Here is a 25258-nt window from a genome sequence, read left to right on the forward strand (position 1 = left end):
AGTGCGTCTACGGTGTGTTGGTGTGAATCAACCAGTTTTTCTCGGATTCCCCGCCGAATCCCCCGCCGGCCGCTCGATCCTCGCGGGACGCGAAGTGCCCACCGACTTCCCCCGCGAATGGTTCGTGTTCATGCACCCGGAGGACCCGCTGCACTACTTCAGCATCGACCTGACGTGGGTGGAATCCACCTGGTCGTGCCGGTTTGGCACGCCGCAGTGCCACGGGATTGATGAGGACTTCTCCGTTGTCGGCTGCTGCATCCACGGCGCGTACCTCTCCGACGAAACGGACCGCGACGACCTCTATAATGCGGTCGCCGAGATGCCCGCGAAGTACTGGCAGCTGCGCCCCCGCGACGTCGATTCCTACATCGCAGCCGCCGACCCCACCATCCTCGAGCCCTGGCTGGAGTGGGACGACACCGAAGAAGAGGACGACGGCCCACACATCAAGACGCGCGTGGTGGATGGCGCCTGCATCTTCGCCAACCGCAACGGCGCCGAGACCGGCCCGGGCTGCTCCCTGCACCAGTGGGCGATGGCGGAGGGCCGCAACATCATCGGCTCCAAGCCGGAAGTGTGCTGGCAGGTCCCGTTTTCCCGGGAGGACTCGTGGGAGGAACGCGCCGACGGCCAGGAGATCCTGCGCACCACCATCGGCGAGTACGACCGGCGCCAGTGGGGCGGCGGCGGCGAAGACTTCGACTGGTGGTGCACCGACGCGCCCGCCTGCCACACCGGCGGTACACCCGTGTGGCAGTCGATGAAGCAGGAGCTACAGCAGCTCATCGGCGAGAAACCCTACGAGGTCCTCGCCGCGCACTGCGCCGCCCGCGCGAAACTCCCCCGTGAGGCGAAGACCACGCACCCGGCCAGCGATCAGGCCTCGAACTTGTAGCCCAGGCCGCGCACCGTCACCAGCTGCTTCGGCTTCGACGGCTCCTCCTCAATCTTCGAACGCAGCCGTTTCACGTGTACATCCAGGGTCTTGGTGTCGCCGGCGTAGTCAGCGCCCCAGATCATGTCGATGAGCTGGGAACGCGTAAGCACCCGACCGGCGTTGCGCATCAGGTACTCCAGGAGGTCGAACTCCTTGAGCGGCATGCGGACTGGTTGGCCGTCGACAAGCACACTGTGGCGCTCGACGTCCATGGTGACGCGGCCGCCGATGAGTACGTCGCGGCTCGGCTCTGCCTCCTCCGCCGCCGACTCCCCGCCGCGGCGCAGCACCGCCCGGATGCGCGCAATGAGCTCGCGAGTCGAGTACGGCTTGGTCACGTAGTCATCCGCGCCGAGCTCGAGGCCCACCACCTTATCGATCTCCGAATCGCGCGCCGTGACCATAATGATCGGCACCGACGAACTCGCGCGCAGCTTCCGGCACACATCCGTGCCGCTCATGCCCGGCAGCATCAGGTCCAACAGGACAAGATCGACCTCGTTGGCCTCGAACGCCTCGAGCGCCGCGGGGCCGTCGGCCGCCCACACCGTGGAAAAGCCCTCCTTTTCCAGCAGATACGACAGCGGATCCGCCAGGGACTCTTCATCTTCAACGATCAGGATCTTCGTAGACACGGTTAGGGAAACCCTCCTGCAAAAGCTACATCGGCAACTCGAGCGTGAAAGTCGACCCGGTCCCCGGGCGCGACCACACTCTGATAGTACCCCCGTGGTTTTGCGCCACGTGCTTCACGATGGCCAAACCCAAGCCAGTCCCCCCAGTCGAGCGAGACCTCGCCTTATCGACGCGGTAAAAACGCTCAAACACGCGCTTCTGATCCTCCAGCGCAATTCCGATCCCCCGGTCAGTGACGCGCACAAGCGCCACCTTCTGCTTCCCGGACATACGCACCTGCTGCGTAATACTCACCGGCTGGCCGTCCGGCGAGTAGTTAATGGCGTTCGACACCAGGTTGCTCACCGCGGACGTCAGCAGCGACTGGTCCCCCATCACCGTAATCCCGGTGGGTTCCCCACGGATCAGGTCGATGTTGCGGCCCTCGGCGGTGACGTGGTTGCGGGTGATGGCGTCGTCAATCACCTCGTCGAGGCTCACCGGCGACATCTCAGGCAACGCCTCCGCACCCTGTAGCTTCGACAGCGAAATCAGGTCCGTGATCATGTCGCCCATCCGGTGGGCCTCCTTCAGCACCTTCGTGCCGAAGTAGTCCACCATCTCCGGGTCATCCGGGTCCTGCAGCAGCGCCTCCGCGAGCAGCGCCATCCCACCCACCGGCGTCTTCAGCTCGTGCGAGACGTTCGCCACGAAGTCGCGGCGCGCATGCTCCATCCGCACGTTCTCCGACTCGTCCGTGCTGTACGCAATCACGTAGGAGTTCTCCGTCAGCGTCAGCGGTTTGACCACCACGCGTACGTTCCGAATGCGGGACCCCGTCGCGCGAATCGGCAGGTCAAGGTCAAGGACGTGCGTCTCCTGATCCTCAAAGACCTGCTGGGCGGTGTCCCACACCTCCGGCTGCACCGTGCGGTCATACACCAGCGACATATCGTGCGCCCTCGCGTTCGAGAGCAGCACCTTGCCCTCCTGGTTCATCACCGCAATCCCCGTCGGCGAGCCCTGCACCGCCAACTGCAGCACCTCACTAATCGTGGCCGCCCTGCGGGAATCCGAACCGCCATCAACCCGGTTGCGTAAACGCCAACGCAGCGCCCGCCGCACCAACGGTGCAGCAAGCGCTGCGAGAACTACGCCCCCTAAAAACGCCAGTAGCGGGGACAATGTGGCTACTTACTTCTGGCCCTGGTTAGCAACCGCAGCAGCACCTGCCGCAGCCGCCTCCGGATCAAGGTACGTCCCGCCTGGGTTGAGCACCTTGCCCTTGCTGTCAATCTCGTAGACCAGCGGCATGCCGGTCGGGATGTTCAGGGCAGCGATGTCATCGTCGGAGATGTTGTCCAGGTACTTCACCAGCGCGCGCAGCGAGTTACCGTGCGCAGCCAGCATGACCGTCTTGCCGTCGAGAACCTCAGGCAGGATGACGTCGATGTAGTACGGCAGGAAGCGCTCCACAACGTCCTTCAGGCACTCCGTGCGTGGCACCTCTGGGAGGAACGCGTAACGCACGTCGTCGGTCTGGGAGTACTCGTTGTCGGCGTCGATTTCTGGTGGCGGAGTGTCGTAGGAACGGCGCCAGCTCATGAACTGGTCCTCGCCGTACTTTTCACGGATCTCTGCCTTGTTCAGGCCCTGCAGTTTGCCGTAGTGACGCTCGTTGAGGCGCCAGTTACGCACAACTGGGATCCAGTGACGGTCCGCAGCGTTCAGCGCGATGTTCGCGGTGCGGATCGCACGACGCAGCAGCGACGTGAACACGATGTCCGGCAGCACGCCCTTTTCTGCCATCAACTTACCGGCGTTGACGGCTTCCTGCTCACCCTGCTCAGTCAGATTGACATCGACCCAGCCGGTGAACTGGTTGGACTTGTTCCATTCACTTTGTCCGTGACGGACAAGAATCAACTTTCCATTCGTCATGGCACCAATCATGCCACGAATCGTATGATTTTTCTTTAAGGTTGGGTCTCATGATCCACACCAACGCCGTCGCCGCCGCGCTCTCCGTCGCACTTCTCGCACCTGGGGCGCCATTTCGCGTCCTCCCCGAGCAGCCGCCGACCACAATGCGAGTGGGCAATCACACAATTTCCATCCCCGAACACGCCAGCGCCGCGTCCTGCTCCCAAGGCTTCAGCGGCACCATCAACGGCCAGCTCGTCATGCTCACCGCCGGCCACTGCTTCGACCTCTCCGAGGGTGTCGACAACGAGCCCACCGACGTCATGCGCACCCACCGCGTCGAAGTGCCTATCGACGCCAGCTACCGCCCCATCGGCACCCCAACCAACCTCAAACCCTCCACCGACTACGCCGACGTCTACCTCCCCTCACAGTTCTTCTGGGACACCGTCAACACCCCGGATTGGGGCGTCGTCACCGCCGCCCCCGACACCCCAGCCACCCGCATGTCCTTTTCCCGCGACGCCAACGGCCACGCCCACGGCGCACCCCGCGAACTGCGCTACATCCAGGACACTCGCAACCTGCCCTACAACTACTTCGACACTTCCAACTTCGGCCAGCCCATCTGCAAAGACGGCGCCACCACCGGCCGCACCTGCGGCCACCAACTCGCGCGTTCCCGCAACAGCATCTACTCCTGGGGCCTGCGCTACGAACACGGCGACTCCGGCGGCATCAACTACGACCCCCGCGACGGCGCCGTCCTCGGCGTCAGCTCCATGGGCATAGGGCCCCTCGGCAAAGCCCAGCGCGCCGACCGCATCATCGAAGACGCCTTCAACGTCCCCGACGGCAAAGTCAACGAAGCCTTCATGCTCCCCGATTCCACCGCGCCCCACGGCAACTTCACCCCGCTCAACCAGGAGCAAGGGGCGTTAATGGGCCAGATCATGCAGGACAACCCCGAACTGAAACCTCGCAAGACCGGCAAACAGGGCTTCGACGAAGCCGTCACCGCCGCCCACCGCGACGCCAACGTTGGCGCCCAGCGCGCCGGGCAAGTTCGCACCGTTGAGCAGGCACAACGCCTCGCCGCCGACGTCTCAGGTGCCATCGACCACCACGCGCAGCAGCTCGGCAAGTGGGGCGCCGCCGCGGCGGTGGAGGCGCTTGTGACGGCTTCACTCAATTGATGGGTAAACGCATCATCCCTTGGCAAAGTCCGTCCGACAACCTTTTGGTTTTACAGCCTCACAGCCAGGGGACCGGCACACCCCAAGCCGCTAACTGGGGGCCAGCCGCGTACACAGCACCACCAAGCGCGACCAAGACCGCTAGAGCTATCCGCAAGGCCAAAATAGGCGACCCTTTGGCAAACGTGGAGGCATAATTCGCTAGGGCCACGTCTGCTTGAGTGTACGGCTGGGACGGGCAAATAGGTTCACCAATTGCAGGCTGGACTGGAGACTTCCGCAGCTCACGACACTTCGCTGCTTTTTCTTCTGATGTCACTCCCCAGACAATCGCCTCAAGCATCTCTCCAGACACCTCACGATGCTTGAATACATACCCCATCGTATCGGCGAAATCGAACACGTTGTCTGTTTTGCTTGACTCCGCTACGTTGCTTACTGCTTGGGGCTCCGTGACTTCGGCACAAGCGCTATGAGTAGCCCCAGATGCCACCACAGCCACTGTGACCATTCCGGATACAAGAAATCTAAATTTCATCATCTTCACTTTCCGCACGACGAACCCCCGCAAGAACTGCCTGGGAGCTTCGAGTGCTCATGGACGCCAAGGGATTTGCGGTTAAATTTAGCTGTAACCCCGCCCCGCCAAGCTCGGTGCTTCTGAGCCTGAGTCAAGCCTTGATTTTGTACCGTTTTTTGTATCCACCCCAATTCAGAGTCGATTTTTGCAGCGGATCCAGACCCAATGCACTGCGGCCGCCCAGAGCTATCATTCTGGATTTCAGTAGTCGAAGCAACCCCAACTATCTCATTCCCGGCAAAAACCGCTGCACCAGAGTCACCGTGACACAAATTGGCGTCGCCGGTTGGGTCCAAACGCACTTGGTCAGAGTAAACGTCTCCCTTGGTGGTATGAACCAGGTAATCAACTACGCCCACACGAAAGTCTGCTGCCGACGAAAAATTATTGCGCTGCCCAACCTGCCCCGAATAGCCAATTACTCGAACGCCGTCACCCACTCGTGGCGGCCTCGCACTCAACTCAAATTTTCTAGCATTAATTCCAGTTCCCACACGTATGAGCGCAAGATCGTGCTCTGGGTTGGGAGCCATTTGAATTAACTCAATCCCGGCAAATTCACCATCAGACTGCTGGATAAATCCAATTGAATTCAAGTCATCGTCAACACAGTGCCGAGCCGTCAGCCAGTAATAATCTCCAATATAGTTGGCTGTACATGTTCGCTTCGAAACTAATCCGTCAGAGAAATATAAGGCGCCGATCCTATTGTCATATGTAGGAGTTTTATTGGTAGTGAACCAGTCCAACCCCTCATCGTACGGTTCATTTCCATCAGACTCATCCTCCCAATGTTGTTCCTCAGCACCTTCATATAACTCATTGGCCTGCTCTCCAGCCTCTTGAGCCTGCACAACACTCACCGGCGTCCCTACGACGCCAAAAGCGAAGGCAAGCAGAAGACCCTCAATCAAAACTCGATACCGCACGGTAACTCCTTAACGAAAGATTAACGGACCGATCCTTTTCGGCTTTACAGTAGCACCGCGCCACTAGGATTTACACCTTATTGGCCCTACATACTCCGAATACATTTCACCCGACCCCGCGGCAATTTTGAATGACCACCAGCACCACACGCTTCCAATACCTCGACCGGAACGGTTCTAACGCGTCTTGGCCGACGGCGCGAACCGGGCTGGGCACCAAATTCCTTCGCACAGAAAAACGACCAGGGGAAACGATGCGTCGTCGCCCCCAAAAGAAGGAATCTGGTGCATAGATTGGGGAGCCAGTGACAAAGGACGCAATCCTGGCCCGCTGATTCCGGCAAACACCCAGGTCGCGAAAAATGGGTTGCGTCCTTTGGCACTCGGGCCGGCTAGGGCGACACCACATTCCCGCACGCGAACCCAGTGACCTGGGAAAACGTGACGGTACCCTCCCGAAAAGCAGGAATCTGGTGCAGCTCCACCAAACCCCCAGTTAGCTCCCGATGGCTTTCCGGTCGCAGAGGCCGCGGTCGAAGTGGTCGAGGGTGTCCTGGTAGATGCCCGTGAGGTCGTGGGCGCTTTCGCGCCAGCTGAACTTGCTGGCCTGGGCGACGGCGGCTTGGCCCATGGCGATGCGGGTGTCGTCGTCGCGGAGGAGGGTGCCGATAGCGTTGGCCCAGTCGGCGGGGTCGTGGCTGGGGACGAGGGTGCCGGTTTGGCCGTCGGCGACGACGATCGGCAGGCCGCCGACGGCCGCGGCGACCACGGGGGTGCCGGTGGCTTGGGCTTCGACGGCGACGAGGCCAAAGGACTCGTTGTAGCTGGGGACGGCGACGATGTCGGCGGCTTGGTAGACGTTCACGAGTTCCTGGGGCGGCCGCGGCCCGAGGAAGCGCACGATGTGGCCCACGCCCTCCTCCTCGGCGAGTCGCTGATACGTATCGACGCTCACCCCGCCGCCGGAGGCGCCGCCGCAGATGAGGACGCGCAGGGGGTAGTCGACGCCGTCGCGAACGAGTTGGCCGATGGCCCGGATGAGCACCTGCGGACCTTTGAATTCTTGGAGGCGGCCGACGAAGGCGACCACTTTGGCGTGGACGGGGATGCCGAGGTGGCGGCGTGACATTTCGGTGTTGCGGTTGGTGCCGGGGGTGTAGAGCTCGGTGTCGGCGCCGGGGGTGACCACGGCAATTTTGGCGGGGTCGACGTCGTAGTGGCGGGACAGTTCGGTGATTTCGTCTTCGGTGTTGACCACGAGGCGGTCGGCGTTGTCCACGAGTTGTTGTTCGCAGATGCGGCGGGCTTCGCTTTCGGAGCTTTCGGCGCCAGACGCGTAGGCGTTTTTGACGGCGGCCCAGGTGTGGCCGGTGTAGATGAGGGGGACGTCGCTCAGTTCGGCAAGCAGCCAGCCGACCTGGCCGGAGAGCCAGTAGTGGGCGTGGATGATGTCGTAGTGGGCGTCGTAAATTCGGCAGAACTGTACGATGCCGCCGGCGAACGTGGCGAGCTGCGTGGGCAGTTCCTCTTTGGGCAGGCCTTCGTAGGGGCCGGCGACGATGTGGATGACCCGGAAGCCGGGCTCGACCTCGGCGATTTGTGGCTGGCTGGGGCGCGTGGCGCGGGTGAACACGTCGACTTCGATGCCCTGGCGCGCGAGCTGCTGGGCGATATTGAGGATGTACACGTTCATCCCCCCGGCATCCCCGATGCCGGGCTGCTCGAGGGGCGAGGTGTGCATTGAAATCATGGCGACGCGCATGCCCGCCAGCGTATTACATCACCGCGTGGCGGTGCCACGACCCAAAGTCCGCTGCGACGGTCGCGGCGAGCTGCTGGTAGGCGCGCAGGGTGTCGGGTGCGAGGCGGTCCATATCGACGACGGCACCTTCGGCGAGGTGGCGGTCGTATGGGATGGCGTGGACGGCGCGGGTACGGGCGGCGAAGTGCTCGGTAAGGCGCTCCATGTCGATGGTGGGTTTGCCCGGCGCGCCCGCGCTAATGACGACGACCGCATTGGAGGCGAGCTGGTCGTAGCCGTGGAGGCTGAGCCAGTCGAGGGTAGCTGCGGCGGACTGGGCGCCGTCGAGGGCTGGCGAGGTGACCAGGACGAGCGCGTTGGCCAGGTCGAGGACGCCGGCCATGGCGGAGTGCATGAGGCCGGTGCCGCAGTCGGTGAGGATGACGTTGTAGTGGTGTTGCAGGATGTCGATGGCCTTGCGGTAATCAAGTTCGGAGAAGGCTTCGCTGACGGCCGGGTCGCGTTCGGAGCCGATGACTTCGAGGCGGGAGCTGGCCTGGTTGGTAAATGCCCGGACCTGCGGGTACCGCGAGGTGTCCTGCGCGAGCAGGAGGTCACGGATGGTGGCGGGTGAGTTGGCGGTGGCGCGTTGCGCGAGCGTGCCGAGGTCCGGGTTGGCGTCGATAGCGATGACGCGGTCGCCACGGGTTTCGGCGAAGACGCCGCCGAGAGCAATGGTTGTTGTTGTCTTGCCGACGCCCCCTTTCAGCGACATGACGGCAATCCGGTAGTCGCCGCGCAGGGGTGCACGGATGGCGTCGATGAGTTCGTCGCGTTCGGCTTGGGCGCGGGAGCGCCCCGGGTTGATGCGGCCGCGGCTGGCGCTGTGGACAAGTTTGCGCCAGCCCTGTTTCGGCGGTGCTTTCACGGGATCGACCAGGTTGCTTTGGTCGAGGCCGGTTGGCGGTGTGAGGTCAGTGGTGGCGTCGAAAAATGTGGTCAATGGAATCCCCCCTTGTGTTTCCCCAATGGCTCACGAGCGTACCTGATGTGGAAAACTAGCAAAACCTACCAAACCGTAGGTTATACTTTCCCTCACCTACTTTCGACTAGCTAACAAAAGGAGTGTTTATGGGCGCCTACGAAACCAAAGCCTGGCTTACGCACTACCCCGAATGGACCGACCCGCACCCGATCGTCGGCAGCGACACCCTCGTCAGCCTGTTCAATACCGCCGCGACCACCCACCCGGACCGCATCGCCACCTGGTTTATGGGCAAAACACTCACCTACCAAGCCCTCAACGAGCAGGTCAACCGCCTCGCCGCCACCCTGCAGCGCCTCGGCGTCGCACCCGGCGACCGCGTTGTCATCGCGCTGCCGAACTGCCCGCAGCACGTCATCGCCATCACCGCGATCCTGCGCATCGGTGCCGTCGCCATCGAGCACAACCCGCTCTACACCGCCTACGAGCTAGAGAAACAGTTCCTGGACCACGGCGCGCGCGTGGCCATCGTGTTCGACCGGGAGGCCGAGACCTTCCACACACTGCAGGAGACGACGGCGCTCGAGACCGTCATCGCCGTCAACCTTATCGACGCCATGCCTCGCCACCTGCAGCTCGCACTCAAGATCCCGCTCGGGTCGGTGCGCAGCCAGCGCGAGGAACTGCACAAGCCCGCACCAAAGGCGATCTCGTGGGAATCCCTCGTGGCGAAGCCCGCCACACCAACGAACCTGCCGACCATCGCACAGTCCGACACCGCGTTCATCCTGTACACCTCCGGCACCACCGGCACCCCCAAGGGCGTGCCGCTCACCCACGCGAACGTGCTCTCCGTCCTGGTCGCCGGCGCACAGTGGGTGAAGGATTGGGGCGCCGTCAACGAGAAGGTGCTCGCCATCCTGCCGATGTTCCACATCTACGGCCTGGCCCTGAACTACGGGTTCCCGCTGACCGTCGCCGGCCAGATGGTGCTCGTGCCGGCGCCGAAGCCGAAGCTCTACCAACAGGCCATCGTGAAGACGCGCCCGACCCTCCTGCCTGGAGTGCCGCTGCTGTACGAGCGGATTGCGGAGTGGGCCGTCGAAAAGCATGTGGACCTCTCCTCCTTCCACAGCGCGATCTCCGGCGCTGCAACCCTGCCGCAAAGCACCATTGAGCTGTGGGAACGCGTGACCGGCGGGCAGCTCATCGAGGGCTACGGGCTCACCGAGACCTCCCCGATTCTGTGCGGCAACCCGCTCGACGGCAACCGACGCCCCGGCTACATCGGCGTGCCGTTCCCGAACACCGACATCCGCATCGCCAACCCGGACAACCCCAGCGAGACCATGCCCGACGGCGAGCCCGGCGAGCTGCTCGCGCGCGGCCCGCAAGTATTCTCCGGCTACCTCAACAACCACGAGGCCACCGAGAAGTCCTTCCACGACGGCTGGTTCCGCACCGGCGACATGGCCGTCATGGAGCCCGACGGCTTCATCCGTCTGGTGGCGCGCATCAAGGAAATCATCATTACGGGCGGCTTTAACGTCTACCCGGACGAGGTCGAGGAGGCCGTGCGCTCGCACCCGGACGTCGAGGACGCCGCCGTCGTCGGCCGCCCGCGCGAGGACGGCTCCGAGGACGTCGTTGCGTGCGTCACACTTCGCGACGGCGCCCCGCTCGATCCGGAAGGCCTGAAGGAGCACGCTCGCCAGCGTCTGACCCGCTACAAAGTGCCGCGCACCTTCTACCATTTCGAGGACTTGAACCGGGACCAGACCGGCAAGGTCCGACGCCGCGCGGTCCAGCAGGAACTGGTCGCCATGCTGCAGTCCACACAATAGGTTACGGTAGCGTAGGGTAGGGCCATGACCTTGGACGCAAACACCACAAAGCCATGGCTGCAGTACTACCCCGAGTGGACCGCGCACTCGCTCGAGTACGGGTTCACTACACTGCCAGGCATCTACGACGACAACCTGGAACGCAACGCAGACAAACCGGCAACCAGGTTCTTCGGCCGCTCCATGACCTACGGCGAGCTGGACAAGGAAGTCCGTCGCGCCGCCGCCGGGCTCAAGGCCTTCGGCGTGCGCAAGGGCGACCGCGTGGCCATCCTGCTGCCGAACTGCCCGCAGCACGTCATCGCGTTCTTCGCGGTGCAGAAGCTTGGAGGCGTCGTCGTCGAGCACAACCCGCTCTACACCGCGAACGAGCTTCGCCCGCAGTTTAAAAACCACGGCGCCCGCGTGGCCATCGCCTGGGACAAGGCGGCCGACACCCTCGAGGCGCTGCGCGCCAGCACCGACCTGGAGACGGTCATCTCCGTCGACATGACCAAGGCGATGCCGAAGCTGCAGCAGCTCGCGCTGCGCATCCCGATCGCGAAGATCCGCAAGGCGCGTGAGCAGCTCACCGTGCAAAGCTCAAACACTGTGCTCAAGACGGTGCCGTGGGAGACGCTGCTCGGCTCCGCGATCGGCGGCGAGGGCAACGACCTCGCCACCGAGGCGGACATCACCCCCGACGACCCAGCACTCATCCTCTACACCTCCGGCACCACCGGCGATCCCAAGGGCGCGGTGCTCTCCCACAAGAACCTGCACGCCAACGCGTGGCAGGGCGTCGCCTGGGTCAAGGACCTGCAGTCCGAGTCGCAGCAGCGCATGCTGGCCACCCTGCCGTTCTTCCACGCCTACGGCCTCACCTTCTCGCTCACGCTCACGGTGCTCATCGGCTCCGAGGTTGACCTGCTGCCGGCGCCAAAAATGGACCTCGTCATGGGCTCCATCAAGAAGTTCAAGCCCACCTTCATCCCCGGCGTACCCACCGTGTTCGAGCGAATTATCGACGCCGCCAACAACGAAGGCCTCAACATCGACGGCGTCAACACCGGGTTTTCAGGCGCGGCCTCCCTGCCCGTCGAGACGATCGAGGCGTGGGAGCGCGTCACCCACGGCCACCTCGTCGAAGGCTACGGCCTCACCGAGACCTCCCCGATCCTGATCGGCAACCCGGGCACCGCGGACCGCCGCGCGGGCTACATCGGCATCCCCTTCCCCGACACCGAGATCCGCATCGTCAACCCCGACAACCTGGACGAGGACATGCCCTACGGCGAGCCCGGCGAAATCCTCGCCCGCGGCCCGCAGGTCTTCTCCGGCTACCTCAACAACCCTGAAGCCACCGAGCAGGCCTTCCACGACGGCTGGTTCTGCACCGGCGACCTCGGCGTCATGGAGGAGGACGGCTTCATCAAGCTCGTTTCCCGCCTCAAGGAGCTCATCATCACCGGCGGGTTCAACGTCTACCCCGCCGAGGTGGAAACGGTCATGCGCACCCACCCCGATGTTGTCGACGTCGCCGTCGTCGGCCGCCCGCGCGAGGACGGCTCCGAGGACGTCGTTGCCTGCGTGACACTTCGCGACGGCGCCCCACTCGACCCGGACGGCCTGAAGGACTTCGCGCGCAAGAACCTCACCCGCTACAAAGTGCCGCGCACCTTCTACCACTTCGAGGAACTGCCGAAGGACCAGCTGGGCAAGCTGTCGCGCCGCAAGGTGCAGGAAGAGCTCCTGTCCCGGCTGTAGGTGATTAGATCGACATCCCGACCCACACCGGCTCCGGCACCAGCCGAACGCCGAAGGCGCGCTCCACACCGGCTTGCACGTCGCGGGCCAGGGCCACGATGTCGTCGGCCTTGGCGTTGCCCCGGTTCGTCAGCGCCAGGGTGTGCTTGGTGGACAGGCGGGCCGGGGCGTGCTCGCCGGGGTAGCCGCGCGGGAACCCGGCGCGCTCGATGAGCCAGGCGGCGGAGAGCTTCACACGCCCGTCCTCCTGTGGGTAGCGCGGCATCCCCTCAATACCGATCACATCTGCGACCGAGGCGTCCACCACCGGGTTGGTGAAGAAGGAACCGGCGGACCAGGTGTCGTGGTCAGCTGAGTCGAGCACCATGCCCTTCGCCCGGCGCGTCTCCAGGACGGAAGCGCGTGCCTCCGCGAGCGTGACCCGCTTGCCGCCGAGGTGGCGCAGCGGCGCCGACAGGTCCGACTTGGTCAGCTTCAGCTCGATCTCTAGGACCACGGCGCGGTGGGTGAACTTCAGGTTGGAGTAGCGGTACGCCAGCTCCAACGACTCCGGGGTAACCCACTCGTCCACGCCGGTCTCTCGGTTCCACAGGCGGACGCGGTGCAGCACGTCAGCGATCTCGGCGCCGTAGGCCCCCACGTTCTGTACCGGCGTGGCACCCGCGGAGCCCGGGATGCCGGACAGGGCCTCAATGCCCGCCAGGCCGTGCTCCACGGCGTAGGCAACCACGTCGTCCCACACGGTGCCGGCGCCGACGCGGAGGGTGGTGGCGTCGATAAGTTCGATGCCGGCGTTGCGCACGAGCACAGCAGTGACTGCCTGCGGGCCGTCGGCGACCACCAAGTTGGAGCCGCCGCCCACGACGAGCAGCGGCGCGCCTGCGGCGTCGAGACGCGCGACCGTCGCAGCGAGGTCCTCGGCGGTGTCGCAGCGGATCACATCAGCGGGAGTGCCGCCGACGCGCAGAGTTGTCATTGAGGCAAAAGATGTATCAGACACCCCATCAACGGTAGTCTGTTCACTATGACTGCACGTAGTGAAATCACCGTAACCATCAACCATCCTGCCCAGAAGGTGCGCGACGCCTTCGCAAGCAAGGATTACTGGGCGTTCATCGCGGAGAAGCTCTCCCCCGAACCGGGCGAGCTCCACGAGTTCGACGGCTCCACCGCCGTCCTCTTCGAGATCCTGCCGAAGTCCATCCTGCCTGAGGCAGCGCAGGCCATGATTTCGCAGGACCTGAAGCTGAAGCGCACCGTCAACACCGGCACCGACCCGATCACTTTCACCGGCGATGTCAAGGGCACCCCGGTCGACTTCGGCGGCGAGATCACGCTGACCGACAACGGCGACACCACCTCCCTGGCCTACGACAACGAGGCCAAGGTAGACATCCCGTTCATGGGCGCTGCGCTGGAGCCGAAGGTTGCTGAGGCGCTCGAGGAGATCGTCGAGAACGAGGCGAAGCTCACCGAGGAATGGATCACCAACAATCTCTAAGCATCACCACAATCTACGCTCGCAGGCGGGCCACGGGCAGCCCTACGGGGTGATCACCCGGGGCACGACCGGCATCAACCGACTGCGGCGCTGCGATCGATGGACCCGCCACAACGCGCGGGTCATTTCGCTTTTGCGCGAAGGAACCCCACTAGCACTCGACGTCGGCTACGGCGCCTCCCACACCACCACCTGCGAGTGGGCAGGCTGGCTGCGGCGCATCAACCCCAACGTCGAGGTCGTGGGCCTGGAGATCAACCCCGAGCGGGTACTCCCGCCGCGCGACGGCGTCCGCTTCGAGCTCGGCGGCTTCGAGCTCGCCGGCTACCAGCCGCAGCTTGTGCGCGCGTTCAACGTGCTGCGCCAATACGACGTCGTGGAAGTCCCCGACGTGTGGAGCACCGTCACCTCCAAGCTCGCCCCCGGAGGTCTCTTCATCGAGGGCACCTGTGACGAGCTCGGCCGCCGCAGCACCTGGGTGCTTCTCGACGCCACCGGCCCCCAAACGCTCACCCTGTCCTGGGACCCATTCGACATTTCGACGCCCAGCGACCTCGCCGAACGCCTACCGAAGGCGCTCATCCACCGCAACGTCCCGGGCGAGCCCATCCACGACTTTCTTCGCGACGCCGACTCCGCCTGGGAACACGCCGCCGGCTGGGAGCCGCACGGCCCCCGGGTGCGGTGGCGCCACGCCCGCGAGGCCCTTGCCCGCGACTGGCCGATCCCCCCGGTGCGCCGTCGGCTCAGCGACAACACCGTCACCGTCGACTGGGCGGCTGTGGCGCCCACAGGTGAGTCGCTACACTAGTGCGCATGAAAACCGTCTGGAAAGTCCTGATCGGCATCCTCGCCGCCATCCTGGTCCTGTTCATCGCCGCCGAGGCCGGCTCACGCGCCTACATCGGCAGCCAGATGCGCGATCAAGCCCCGGAGGGCACCGAGGTTTCCTTCGGCGCTTCCCCCCTGACGCTGGGCATGCTGCGCGGCACCATCCCGCACGTCACGGTGACCACGCCATCCACGCTGGTGGTCAACGGCGATGAGACCACCGGCCAGCCAGCCTCCACTGTGGAGATGGACTCCATCAAGGTTGACGCCAGCGGCAAGTCCGTCGCGGACACCCTGACCGCCACCACTGAGGTTCCGAGCGAGTTCGTGCGTGCGATGCTGAACACGCAGCTGCAGCAGAACATCGGCAGCGATTTCCTCTCCGCGCTCATCAACGTGTCCGAGGTGACCACCTCCCCCGAGGACGGCACATTCACCGTCGAGTTCAGCGGTGGCGCCGCTGCGGTTTCGCTTCGTCCCGAAATTGACAACGCCGGAGGGTTCTCCGTCCAGGCCGTCGACACCTCGCTGTTCGGCAACACGCTGCCGGATGAGATCTCCTCCGCGATTACCGAGGCACTCACCAACGGCGTGGCCGAGTACACCGACCAGACGATGCGCATCACCGGCTTCGACGTCGTCCCCGGCGGCCTCCGCGTTACCATGCAGGGCCACAACGTGGACTTCGCCGAACTTCAGGCCTACCAGCAGTAGGCCTGCTTACCAGCCGTAATTCCCCCGCAAAATGTTGTTGATCTGCGGCCGCACATCGAAGTAGTACACACCGATAGCGACCGCGCCAATCCACGCCACGAACGGCAACGACAGCATGCAGGCAAACGCGGAACCGGCCAGAATGGCCACCCACGTGCCCTTCGACTGACGCCCCGCCGCCTCAAACGCGTCCGGGCGCGTCGACGCCGCCATCACCGCCGCCACAATGCCCGCGATGGCCAGCACCCAAAACAGCAGCGCGTTCGCCATCACGGGCAGCGACATGATCAGCTGCTCAGCAGTGAGGGACATTACTTCTTGCCGCCCAGGTCAGCGACGCGCTCCTGCACACGCGCAACCACGGACTCGATGCGCTGCTTCGCGTCATCAGCGTCGATGTTGCCGAACGCGTCGCGGATCTCCTCAGCGACCAGCTTGAACGCATCCTTAGCCTCGCCGGCCTCGGCGGAGTCGCCGATGTTGCGCACGATGGACTCGGCGTCGCTCGCAAAGGAGGACACTGCGTCCTTCAGCTCCTTGTCGTCGCCCGCACCGTCAAACGTGCTACGAGCGTTGTCCACAGCCTGCTTCAGCTGCTCAGTCACATCGCCGCCCAGCTTGCCGACGGCCTCTCCGACCGACTGCCCAGCAACCAGCAACGCATCCGCAATATCGCGCAGACCAGAATTGTTCTCAGACATCATCATTCTCCTTTTAGAAAAACAGCAACTGTGACACAGCGTATATAACAAGTCCGGCCAATGCACCCACGATCGTGCCGTTCACGCGGATGTACTGCAGGTCCTTGCCCACCATCAGCTCGATCTTGTCGGCGGCTTCCTGCCCATCCCACTTCTGAATCGTCTCCGAAATAATGCCGACGATCTGCCCCGCGCCGTTCTCCGCAGCGAAGTGCGTCCACTTCTGCAGGTTACGCTCGGCCGCCTCACGCGTCGCCGGCTCGTTGACTAGCTTCTCGCCCCACTCGTGCACCGTCAGGGCTATCTTTCGACGCACCAAACTCTCCGGATCCGACGCCGACTCAATAATCGCCGCCGACACCTGCCCCCACAGCCCAGCGGCCGCGTTCTGCACCGCATTCGACGCCATCACATCCGCCTTCAGCTCCTCCACGCGCGTAATCATGGCGCCGTCGAACTGCAGGTCCTGCGCGAATTGGTTGATTTGGCGTCGAATAGCTCGGCGAGCCTCGTGGTCCTTGTCCTTATCGACGTCCGCCATGAACGCCACAAGCTCGTTATAGACTTTCGCACCGACCAGGTCCTTGGCGAATTTCGGCGCCCAAGCGGGCATGCGCTCGTCGATGGTGCGGACGATGGCGTCCTCCATGCCGGCGAGGCGCTCGTTGCCCCAGGCGACGATGTCGTCGACCACCGGCTCGATCTTGCCGTCCGCGATGAACCCCTCCAGCGCGCGTCCGATCGGCGGGCCCCAGATCGGCTCAGCGAACCGGTCAATGACCTGCGAGTTGAGGAACTCCTCAGCCTCCGCAGGGTCGACCGCCTCAACGGCCTTGACCGTAAACTTGCCGACCTCCTCCGACACCCGCTTCGCGTTCTTCTCAAGCGACAACCACCTTCCGGCACGCTCCGGGATGCCCGCCGCCATCACCTTCTCGGTGATGGTCTCCGCGTTGAGGAAGTTCTCACTCACGAAGTCACTCAGCGCGTCAGCCACCTGGTCCTTCTTGTTCGGCACCAGCGCCGTGTGCGGAATAGGCAGCCCCATCGGGTGCTTAAAGATCGCCGCGACCGCGAACCAGTCCGCCAGCCCGCCGACCATCCCGGCCTCCGCCGCCGCGCGCACGTACCCCACCCACAACGGCGCGGTACCCTGCGACTGCCACCACGAACACGTCAGGAAGATCACGGCCATCAGCCCAAGCAGGGCCGTCACCCCGATCTTGTACTTCCGCAGTGTCCTGCGGCGCTGTTCGTCCGCCTCGGTGAGCTCCATTAACGCGTGTGTAGCCATGCACTTGATTAAAGCAAAAATCTCCCCGCCACCATATTGAGCGTGGTGACGGGGAGACCTGGAGGTAGCCGCTAGTTGACGCGACCGGTTTGCTCGCGGTACTGACGGTAGGCCGCGCGACCCTTCACGATGAGGAACGCGCCGAGTGCTAACGTCACAACCGCCTCTACGAGGCCGTACAGGATGAGCTGGCTGCTGACCTCAGCAGACGCACCATACCCGTACGTGCCAACAGTTGCGCCCCAGATGGCAAGCCCCATACCGAACAGTGACGCCAAGATCAGGCCCATCGCTACCCACGTGGAGTAGCGCAGCAGCGAAGAGTGCGGCGCGGAGTACGACACCGGGTCGTAGCCTTCGACGTACAGGTCCTGAATCTTGCCCTCGTACTCAGGGAACGATTCACTGCGGATATCAGCTACAGCATGTTGGGACGCCATCGTTGTTTCCTTCCTCGTTTTATTCTCTGTTTAGTCGTCGCCGCCGCGGGCGGCCGCGCGGACACGCTCGGCGTTGATCGCGCCGACCGCGTCCAGCGGAATGCCTGCAGGGCAGACGTCTGCGCACTCGCCGTACAGGGAGCAAGGACCGAAGTTGGTTTCCAACTCGTCGATCATCTTGCGTGCACGACGGCTGCGCTCCAGCTTGCCCAGTGGCAGCAGCTTCAAGTGCTTCAGCTTAGCACCAGTGAACAGGTGCGCGGCGCCATTCGGGCACGCAGCCACACAAGCGCCACAGCCGATGCAGGCTGCGTAGTCGAGCGCAAGCTCGGAGTCGTGGTGGTTGACGGACAGGGTGTCTGCGTCTGGGGCGGTACCCGGGAAGACGGAGATGTAGCCACCCTGCTGCATCACGCGGTCGAGCGCGGAGCGGTCAACCACGAGGTCCTTGATTACCGGGAACACAGCGGAGCGGAACGGCTCAATCTTGAGAGTGTCGCCGTCGTTGTAGTTCACCAGGCGCTGCAGACATGCAGGGACGTTCTGGTCCGCACCGTGCGGGCGACCGTTGATGGTCAGGCCACAGGTACCGCAGATGCCTTCGCGGCAGTCAGAAGCGTAGGTGAAAGGCTCCTTGCCTTCCTCAACAAATCGGTTGTTGACGTGGTCGAGCAGCTCCAGGATGGACATCTGCTCAACTGCGTCCGGCACCTCGACGGTCTCGAAGTGGCCTTCAGTATCGGGTCCGGCCTGACGCCAGATCTCAAGTGTCAGTTTCATTACTTGTAGTTCCTCGTCATCAGTGGGATCGAATCGAAGTACAGTGGCTCGGCGTGACGCACGAACTGGTCGTTGCCCACGGTCTCCCATGCGGAAACGAAGCACCAGTTCTCGTCGTCACGGCGGGCCTCGCCGTCTTCGGTGAGGTGGTCCATGCGGTAGTGAGCACCACAGGACTCGTCGCGGTCAAGTGCGTCGATGCACATCAGCTCGCCGAGGTTGATGTAGTCAACCAGGCGAAGCGCAGCCTCGAGGACCTGGTTCATCTCATCAGCGCGGCCTGGGATGTGGAGGTTCGCCCAGAAGTCATCTCGCAGTGCGCGGATCTTGTCGATGCCCTCACGCAGGCTGTCCGCGGTACGTGCCACGCCACAGTGCAGGTAGAGGATCTCGCCCAGCTTGACGTGGTAGTACTCCGGACCGTGCGGGTCGGAGCCCTTGATGTTCATCAGGCTGTCAATGCGCTTCTGCGCACGCTGTACAGCCTCAACGGATGCAGGTGCATCCTCTGCGTACACCGGCTCGTTCAGGTGATCCGCCAGGTAGTTCGGCACCGTGAACGGAATGGTGAACCAGCCGTCGACCGATGCGGACAGCAGCGAGTTCGCGCCCAGGCGGTTCGCACCGTGGTAGGTCCAGGAGCACTCACCGGCTGCGAAGAGGCCGTCGATAGACGTCATCTCGTTGAAGTCGGTCCACAGGCCACCCATGGAGAAGTGCACCGTCGGCGCAATACGCATCGGAGCCTTGTATGGGTTCTCGCCGGTGGAGTCCTCGTACATCTCGAAGAGGTTGCCGTAACGCTCACGGATAGTGTCCTCACCGAGGCGCTCGATGGAATCCTTGAAGTCCAGGTACGCCGAGTTGTGCAGCGGGCCAACACCGAAACCGGCGTTAAGCTGCTGCGAAATAGCACGAGACGCAACGTCACGCGGCACGAGGTTACCGAACGCCGGGTAACGACGCTCCAGGAAGTAATCGCGCTCGTCCTCTGGAATGGTGTTCGGGTCGCGGTCGTCACCCTTTTCCTTCGGGGTCCAAATGCGGCCGTCGTTACGCAGGGACTCGGACATCAGCGTCGTCTTCGACTGCCAGCTCGCGTTCAGCGGCAGGCCGGTCGGGTGGAACTGAATGAACGCCGGCGACGCCAAGTACGCACCAAGCTCGTGCGCACGCATCATCGCGGAGGAGTTCGAGTTCTTCGCCAACGTGGTCTTGTGGTACACGTTGCCGTAACCACCAGTACCCAGCACAACAGCATGGCCGGTGAACGGGGTCAGGGAGCCGTCAATCAGGTTGCGGGTAACAATACCGCGGCAACGCTTCTTGCCGTCTTCCTCAGTAATGATCAGATCGATCAGGTCGTTGTGCGTGAAGATCTCAACGTTGCCCAGGTGGATCTGACGCTGCAGCGCCGAAGCGGTGGACAGCTGCAGCTGCTGGCCCGTTTGGCCACGGGTGTAGTAGGTACGGGAGACCTGCACACCACCGAAGGAACGGGTAGCCAAGGAGCCACCGTACTCACGCGCGAACGGAGCACCAATCGCGTTCATGTGGTCAATCACGCGGACCGACTCGACGGCCAGGCGCCAGCAGTCAGCCTCACGGCAGCGGTAGTCGCCACCCTTGACGGTGTCCTTCACGTGGCGGTACGCGCCGTCGTTATCAACCTTCTTGCCGCGAGCGGCGTTGACGCCACCCTGCGCTGCAATGGAGTGTGCACGACGAGGGGCGTCATGGTACGTGAAGACCTGTACCTGATAGCCCAGCTCGCCCAACGCGGCGGCAGAAGCACCGGCAGCCAAGCCAGTACCAACAACGAGCACCTTAAACTTGCGACGGTTCAGCGGGGACACCAGCTGCATGTGGTCCTTCTGGTACTCCCACATGTCCTTCATCCGGACCTTGTGGCGGTCCGGCATTGCATTATCAAGAATGCGGCCAATGGTGACGCCAGGAGCCGAGGACTCCGGCTGGCGGAACACCTCGTCCTGCGTCTGGTTCAAAGAGGTAGTCATTAAAGTTTCTCCTAATCAGCCGTTAGCGGGTGTACCCCGGGATAAGACCAGCCATGATGGCCAGTGGCATGATGACGTTTCCAAGAACAACGATGAACGGCAGTACGTACCCCAACACGACCATTACGCCGCGTCCACGCTCGCCGAGCCATCCAAGGTCAGAAACTGCCAAGTACACACCGTGCGTCAGGTGCAGCAGCAGCGCCAGCATGGCAACCAGGTAGAACAGGGTCACGTACCAACGCTCAGGAGCGAAGGTTGCAATCAGGTTGTCACGGACATTGCCATGAACGAACTGCTCAGAAGCAACAACCGTGCCCGCGGTCAGATCCAGGATATGGAAGATGATGAACAGCAGCAGGATGACGCCGGTCACCAGCATCCAACGCGTAGCGGTGGACTGCCAGCCTCCCATCAGGTTCGTGCGCTTGAACGTACCGCGCGACTCGGCGGAACGCTTCTTCAGAGTGAACGCACCATACACGTGCAGGATCAGGCAGGTCAGCAGGACGATACGGAGAATCCACAGGAATCCCCCGCGCGGGAACAGTGGTTCACCAAACGTGCGGAACCACTCGCCGTAGTCATCAATGTGTGCGCCGCCATCAGCCTTGAGCGGCATGAAAATCTTCAGGTTGCCCACCATGTGAACAAGAAGGAAGAGCGAGAAGATGAGGCCAGTGATGGCCATCTCGAGCTTTACTGCCCATGTTGGGAACCCTGGCCGCTCTCGTAGCGGCTTCTCAGTAATTTTTCCGTGACGAATTGCTTCACGGTCTGTTTTTTGTACAGTCATGGCACCTCCAGTGTCACAACCACTTTAGGCACCATTCTTCACTATTGCCTAGTCAGAGCATGTTTCTTTCGCCTGATTTTCACCCAAAATTCACCGCCCGGACGCGCTTGGCAAATTTTCGAAATTTTAAGCATGGCGACACCCTGCACATATTCAGTATGAGAACAAACCAAGGTAAACCTAATTTGTGATGTTACTCACGACCTGCGCGTAACGTCTATAAAATCTTCGAACTACCCCCAAAGGTCGGTAGTCAAGAGTCTGCTTCAAACATCGGGAAATGGGAGGGTGAGCGGTCCTTTTACTACCCCGTCAGCGCGCCCCAAAACGTTCGAAGCGTGGGCTTAGGAGCGTGCGATGCAGGTCGGCAAAAATCGGATAGGGTCGGCCAAAAGAGGCGACCAGCATCGCACTCCTCTAACGCCTCAACCGGAGCAATGTATGAAGGCGCGAAGGCAGGGCAACTGAGCGAGAACCCCACCCACACAGCGCAAAACCCGGTCCCACCAACAGGCGGGACCGGGCGTCGAGAAGAAAAAGGCTACAGGTTGATCATGTGGCCTTCGATGCCGTGGGCCGCTTCCTTCAGTACCTCAGACAGGGTTGGGTGAATGTGGATGGAGCGCGCGATTTCGCCGGCGGTGAGGTCGAAGCGCTGGGCGAGGACGACCTCCGGCAGCAGCTCGGCAACGTTGGCGCCAACCAGGTGAGCGCCGAGGATCTCGCCGTATTCGGCGTCGGCGACGATCTTGCCGAAGCCCGCGGTCTCAGCCAGGCCGACTGCCTTGCCGTTCGCAGAGAACGGGAAGGTCGCAACCTTGATTTCGCGGTCTGGCCACTTCTCCTTCGCCTGCTCCTCGGTGTAACCCATGGAGGCGACCTGAGGGTTGCAGAAGGTGGCGCGCGGCGTCATCATGTAGTCCTCGATTTCGAGGGTTTCGGCACCCGCGATGGTCTCGGCGGCGATGATGCCCTGCGCCTCGGCAACGTGCGCGAGCTGCAGCTTCGCGGTGACGTCGCCGATGGCGTAAATACCGTCTACGTTGGTGCGCATGCGGTCATCGATAGCGATGGCCCCACGCTCGGTGAGCTTGACACCAGCCTTGTCCAGGCCGTAGCCCTCGACGCGCGGGGCAAAGCCGACAGAGATCATGACGCGCTCAACGGTGAGCGTTTCAGTCTTGTCGGTGCCATTCTTCTTGACGTCCACCTCGACCGAGTCACCGTTGTCCCGCACCGCGGTGGTTGCGTGGCCGGTCATGAGCTTGACGCCGAGCTTCTTGTACGCCTTCGCGATCTCCTTGGACACGTCCTTGTCCTCGTTCGGCAGAACGCGGTCCATGTACTCGATAACGGTGACGTCCACGCCGTAGTTGGACAGCACGTACGCAAACTCCATGCCGATAGCACCCGCACCCACGATGACCATGGACTTCGGTGCATCCTCGTTGAGGATCTGCTCCTCGAAGGAGACAACGTTTTTGCTCAGCTCGATGCCTGGCAGAGTGCGCACGACGGAGCCCGTCGCGATGATGCAGTTGTCGAAGGTGACGGTCTTGCCCTTGTCATCGCCTTCGGTGATCTCGATCGTGTTGGAATCGGTGAAGGAGCCAAGACCGTGGATCTCCTGGATCTTGTTCTTCTTCATCAAGTAATGCACGCCACCAACGATCTTCTCGGAGACCTTGCGGGAGCGCTTGTGGGCGTCTTCGTAATCAAACTCGACATCACCCTTGATGCCGAACGTCTTCGCTTCATGGTTGAAGATGTGGGCGATCTCCGCGTTCTTAATCAACGACTTCGACGGGATACACCCAACGTTGAGGCACACACCTCCCCAGTACTGCTTCTCAATGACCGCAACCTTCAGGCCCAGCTGCGCTGCTCGGATGGCGGCGACATAGCCACCAGGGCCAGCGCCGAGGACAACAACGTCATAATGCTCTTTAGTCACGCCACATAGAATACGTTGCCTGTAACGTTTTCGCTTCAATATCGGACACTTTAATAGAATGCTTGAAGGACACCCTTCACCACCTACAAAAAGTTGAGGAGCACCCCGTGAATATTGCGCGTCCAGCTATCGCCGGAGCCGCCGCCGTCGCGATCGCTGCAGGAGGCTGGTATGCCGTTACACCATCCGAACAGGCAACGACTATTTCTGCCGCCCAGAGCGTAGAGGAGACGTCGATAAGTGAGGCGACGACGACCTCTTCCTCGAAGACCACCACGACCACAACCAAGGTTGAGGAAACGACGGTCGTCGAAGTCGTAGAGGAAGACAGCACCGAACCCACGCTTGATGACGCCGACATCCCCCTCGCAGACGCCGAACCCGTCGCCACGGACGAAGCCGTCAAGCGCGTAAAGAAGCTGGAGACCGCACCGCAGAAACCCAGCGGCGGCGACCAGTATTGGTTCACCAACATCGACGGCATCAAAGGCTCCGAGAAGCTCAGCGTCTACTCCCCCGCTATGGAGCGCGACATCCCCGTCGGCGTGATCCGCGCTGGCGTACCGAACGCACCGACCATCTACCTCCTCAACGGCGCCGGTGGCTCCGAGCAGGACACCGACTGGATCGCGCAGGCCGGAACCGTGGTGAAGAAGGTCTTCGAAGACGAGCCGGTCAACGTCGTCATCCCGATGGCGGGTGCGTTCTCCTACTACATCGACTGGCTCTACGAGCCGAACTCCCGCTACCTGCAGGGCAAACAGCTGTGGTCCACGTTCCTGGGCTCCGAGCTTCCTGACGCCATCGAGCCCTACCTCGAGGCCAACGACAAGCGCGCCGTGGTCGGGTTCTCCATGTCCGCCACCTCAGCCCTCCTCCTTGCCGAGCACAACCCGGGCAAATACGCCGCCGTCGGCTCCTTCTCCGGCTGCGCCGCTACCTCGACGGGCATCCCGAACGGCTGGGTCAACCTCACCGTCAACCGCGGCGGCGCCAAGCCGGAGGAAATGTGGGGCCGCGCCGGCAGCGAGTACAACCGGCACAACGACGCCCTGGTCAACGCCGAGAAGCTCAAGGGCACCAAGCTGTACATCTCCAGCGCAACGGGCCTTTTCGCCGAAAGTGACACCGTCGGCTTCCTCCGCAAGACCCGCGACATGGACTTCGTCCAGGCCTCCGCGAACGCCCAAACCCTCATCGTCGAGGGCGGCGTGATTGAAGCCGCCATGAACGCCTGCACCCACGACCTGCTGGTCAAGCTGAAAGCCAACGACATTCCATACAACGCCAACCTGCGCGCCACCGGCACCCACTCATGGCGTATCTGGAAGGAAGACCTGGAGCTGTCCTGGAAGCAGACCATCAAGCCGGCGCTTGGGCTGTAGCCCCCACCCCAGACACCAAATTCCTTCACGCTCCCTTCAGCGACCTGGGGAAACGCAAACCATCCCGCCGAAAACTAGGGATTTGGTGCGCCCCCCTGGTCGACCAGTGCCAAAGGACGCAACCCTTAACATCTAGCGCTTTTCTCACCTGCAGGTTTGAATGTCTAGCCTAAATAAGGTTGCGCCCTTTGGCACTCCAGCGTTTCCACAAGACACCAAATTCCCTCACGCCCACTCGGCGACCTGGGGAAACACAAACCTGCCCCCCAAAACGCTTTATGTCAAGTGGTTGTGAACATGGTTGGGTGTTAGATCGTGATGGGTTGTGGGGGCGGGGCGGTTTGG

Annotated in this window: 23 protein-coding genes; 8 read left to right on the forward strand and 15 right to left on the reverse strand. The window is 62.7% G+C overall.

Annotated features, from left to right (window positions below; genetic code table 11):
* The first annotated feature begins 22 nt into the window (after window positions 1-22).
* Complete coding sequence (locus KBX14_RS09245; RefSeq protein ID WP_070363207.1) at window positions 23-898, forward strand: hypothetical protein; 876 nt, start codon at window positions 23-25, stop codon at window positions 896-898.
* On the opposite strand, the gene KBX14_RS09250 is transcribed toward KBX14_RS09245, so the two are convergent.
* From KBX14_RS09250 to KBX14_RS09260, 3 genes are read right to left on the reverse strand one after another with little or no spacing between them, the layout of a single operon-like run.
* On the reverse strand, window positions 880-1575 hold the full coding sequence (locus KBX14_RS09250; RefSeq protein WP_256042388.1) for a response regulator transcription factor: 696 nt from the start codon (window positions 1573-1575) through the stop codon (window positions 880-882). The genes KBX14_RS09245 and KBX14_RS09250 overlap by 19 nt on opposite strands.
* 25 nt (window positions 1576-1600) lie before the next feature.
* Window positions 1601-2740, reverse strand: a complete 1140-nt coding sequence (locus KBX14_RS09255; RefSeq protein WP_083290798.1) for a cell wall metabolism sensor histidine kinase WalK — start codon at window positions 2738-2740, stop codon at window positions 1601-1603.
* 9 nt (window positions 2741-2749) lie between these two features.
* Window positions 2750-3496 carry a phosphoglyceromutase gene (locus tag KBX14_RS09260; protein WP_070363602.1) on the reverse strand — a complete coding sequence of 249 codons (747 nt, stop codon included), beginning with the start codon at window positions 3494-3496 and terminating at the stop codon, window positions 2750-2752.
* Between the two features lie 50 nt (window positions 3497-3546).
* On the opposite strand from KBX14_RS09260, the gene KBX14_RS09265 reads away from it, so the two are divergent.
* Complete coding sequence (locus KBX14_RS09265) at window positions 3547-4674, forward strand: S1 family peptidase (RefSeq protein WP_256042389.1); 1128 nt, start codon at window positions 3547-3549, stop codon at window positions 4672-4674.
* Between the two features lie 543 nt (window positions 4675-5217).
* On the opposite strand, the gene KBX14_RS09270 is transcribed toward KBX14_RS09265, so the two are convergent.
* From KBX14_RS09270 to KBX14_RS09280, 3 genes are all read right to left on the reverse strand, one after another.
* Window positions 5218-6183: a serine protease gene (locus KBX14_RS09270; RefSeq protein ID WP_256042390.1), complete on the reverse strand. Its 966-nt coding sequence runs from the start codon at window positions 6181-6183 to the stop codon at window positions 5218-5220.
* Between the two features lie 496 nt (window positions 6184-6679).
* Window positions 6680-7945, reverse strand: a complete 1266-nt coding sequence (gene mshA, locus KBX14_RS09275) for a D-inositol-3-phosphate glycosyltransferase (RefSeq protein WP_256042391.1) — start codon at window positions 7943-7945, stop codon at window positions 6680-6682.
* Between the two features lie 13 nt (window positions 7946-7958).
* A complete protein-coding gene (locus KBX14_RS09280) occupies window positions 7959-8927 on the reverse strand; it encodes a MinD/ParA family protein (RefSeq protein ID WP_070363214.1) in 969 nt (322 codons plus the stop codon).
* Window positions 8928-9055: 128 nt separating this feature from the next.
* Between KBX14_RS09280 and KBX14_RS09285 the strand changes: the two genes are divergently transcribed.
* A complete protein-coding gene (locus tag KBX14_RS09285) occupies window positions 9056-10753 on the forward strand; it encodes a long-chain-fatty-acid--CoA ligase (RefSeq protein WP_256042392.1) in 1698 nt (565 codons plus the stop codon).
* A gap of 30 nt (window positions 10754-10783) precedes the next feature.
* Complete coding sequence (locus KBX14_RS09290) at window positions 10784-12499, forward strand: long-chain-fatty-acid--CoA ligase (protein ID WP_370687094.1); 1716 nt, start codon at window positions 10784-10786, stop codon at window positions 12497-12499.
* Between the two features lie 4 nt (window positions 12500-12503).
* On the opposite strand, the gene KBX14_RS09295 is transcribed toward KBX14_RS09290, so the two are convergent.
* Window positions 12504-13562, reverse strand: coding sequence for a UDP-N-acetylmuramate dehydrogenase (locus tag KBX14_RS09295; protein ID WP_256042394.1), 1059 nt, complete (start codon window positions 13560-13562; stop codon window positions 12504-12506).
* Here KBX14_RS09295 and KBX14_RS09300 point away from each other — a divergent pair.
* From KBX14_RS09300 to KBX14_RS09310, 3 genes are read left to right on the forward strand one after another with little or no spacing between them, the layout of a single operon-like run.
* A complete protein-coding gene (locus tag KBX14_RS09300; protein WP_070975192.1) occupies window positions 13524-14000 on the forward strand; it encodes a DUF2505 domain-containing protein in 477 nt (158 codons plus the stop codon). The genes KBX14_RS09295 and KBX14_RS09300 overlap by 39 nt on opposite strands.
* On the forward strand, window positions 13993-14811 hold the full coding sequence (locus KBX14_RS09305) for a class I SAM-dependent methyltransferase (protein WP_256042399.1): 819 nt from the start codon (window positions 13993-13995) through the stop codon (window positions 14809-14811). The genes KBX14_RS09300 and KBX14_RS09305 overlap by 8 nt, the downstream gene beginning before the upstream one ends.
* 5 nt (window positions 14812-14816) lie before the next feature.
* Window positions 14817-15545, forward strand: a complete 729-nt coding sequence (locus tag KBX14_RS09310) for a DUF2993 domain-containing protein (protein ID WP_256000710.1) — start codon at window positions 14817-14819, stop codon at window positions 15543-15545.
* 6 nt (window positions 15546-15551) lie between these two features.
* Here the strand turns inward: KBX14_RS09310 and KBX14_RS09315 are convergent, their stop codons facing one another.
* The 8 genes from KBX14_RS09315 to lpdA all read right to left on the reverse strand — a co-directional run bounded on the left by KBX14_RS09315 (window position 15552) and on the right by lpdA (window position 23528).
* Window positions 15552-15857 (reverse strand): DUF2516 family protein, encoded by a 306-nt coding sequence (locus tag KBX14_RS09315; RefSeq protein WP_256472911.1) that lies wholly within the window; start codon window positions 15855-15857, stop codon window positions 15552-15554.
* Window positions 15857-16246: a CGLAU_01105 family protein gene (locus KBX14_RS09320; protein WP_145945274.1), complete on the reverse strand. Its 390-nt coding sequence runs from the start codon at window positions 16244-16246 to the stop codon at window positions 15857-15859. The genes KBX14_RS09315 and KBX14_RS09320 overlap by 1 nt, the downstream gene beginning before the upstream one ends.
* Window positions 16247-16259: 13 nt before the next feature.
* Window positions 16260-17540 carry a DUF445 domain-containing protein gene (locus KBX14_RS09325; RefSeq protein WP_070363219.1) on the reverse strand — a complete coding sequence of 427 codons (1281 nt, stop codon included), beginning with the start codon at window positions 17538-17540 and terminating at the stop codon, window positions 16260-16262.
* Window positions 17541-17611: 71 nt separating this feature from the next.
* Window positions 17612-17980 carry a hypothetical protein gene (locus KBX14_RS09330; RefSeq protein ID WP_256021612.1) on the reverse strand — a complete coding sequence of 123 codons (369 nt, stop codon included), beginning with the start codon at window positions 17978-17980 and terminating at the stop codon, window positions 17612-17614.
* Window positions 17981-18010: 30 nt separating this feature from the next.
* Window positions 18011-18760, reverse strand: coding sequence for a succinate dehydrogenase/fumarate reductase iron-sulfur subunit (locus KBX14_RS09335; RefSeq protein WP_256042395.1), 750 nt, complete (start codon window positions 18758-18760; stop codon window positions 18011-18013).
* A complete protein-coding gene (locus KBX14_RS09340; RefSeq protein ID WP_256006051.1) occupies window positions 18760-20778 on the reverse strand; it encodes a fumarate reductase/succinate dehydrogenase flavoprotein subunit in 2019 nt (672 codons plus the stop codon). Before KBX14_RS09340 ends, KBX14_RS09335 begins: the two co-directional genes overlap by 1 nt.
* Before the next feature lie 22 nt (window positions 20779-20800).
* Window positions 20801-21574, reverse strand: a complete 774-nt coding sequence (locus KBX14_RS09345) for a succinate dehydrogenase cytochrome b subunit (protein ID WP_070363223.1) — start codon at window positions 21572-21574, stop codon at window positions 20801-20803.
* Window positions 21575-22115: 541 nt separating this feature from the next.
* Window positions 22116-23528 carry a dihydrolipoyl dehydrogenase gene (lpdA, locus tag KBX14_RS09350; RefSeq protein ID WP_256042396.1) on the reverse strand — a complete coding sequence of 471 codons (1413 nt, stop codon included), beginning with the start codon at window positions 23526-23528 and terminating at the stop codon, window positions 22116-22118.
* Window positions 23529-23635: 107 nt separating this feature from the next.
* Between lpdA and KBX14_RS09355 the strand changes: the two genes are divergently transcribed.
* A complete protein-coding gene (locus KBX14_RS09355; RefSeq protein ID WP_256042397.1) occupies window positions 23636-24913 on the forward strand; it encodes an alpha/beta hydrolase family protein in 1278 nt (425 codons plus the stop codon).
* Window positions 24914-25258: the final 345 nt, after the last annotated feature.

This window comes from Corynebacterium sp. CCUG 61414 (assembly GCF_024453945.1).
In the GTDB taxonomy this organism is placed as follows: Bacteria; Actinomycetota; Actinomycetes; order Mycobacteriales; family Mycobacteriaceae; genus Corynebacterium; species Corynebacterium pseudogenitalium.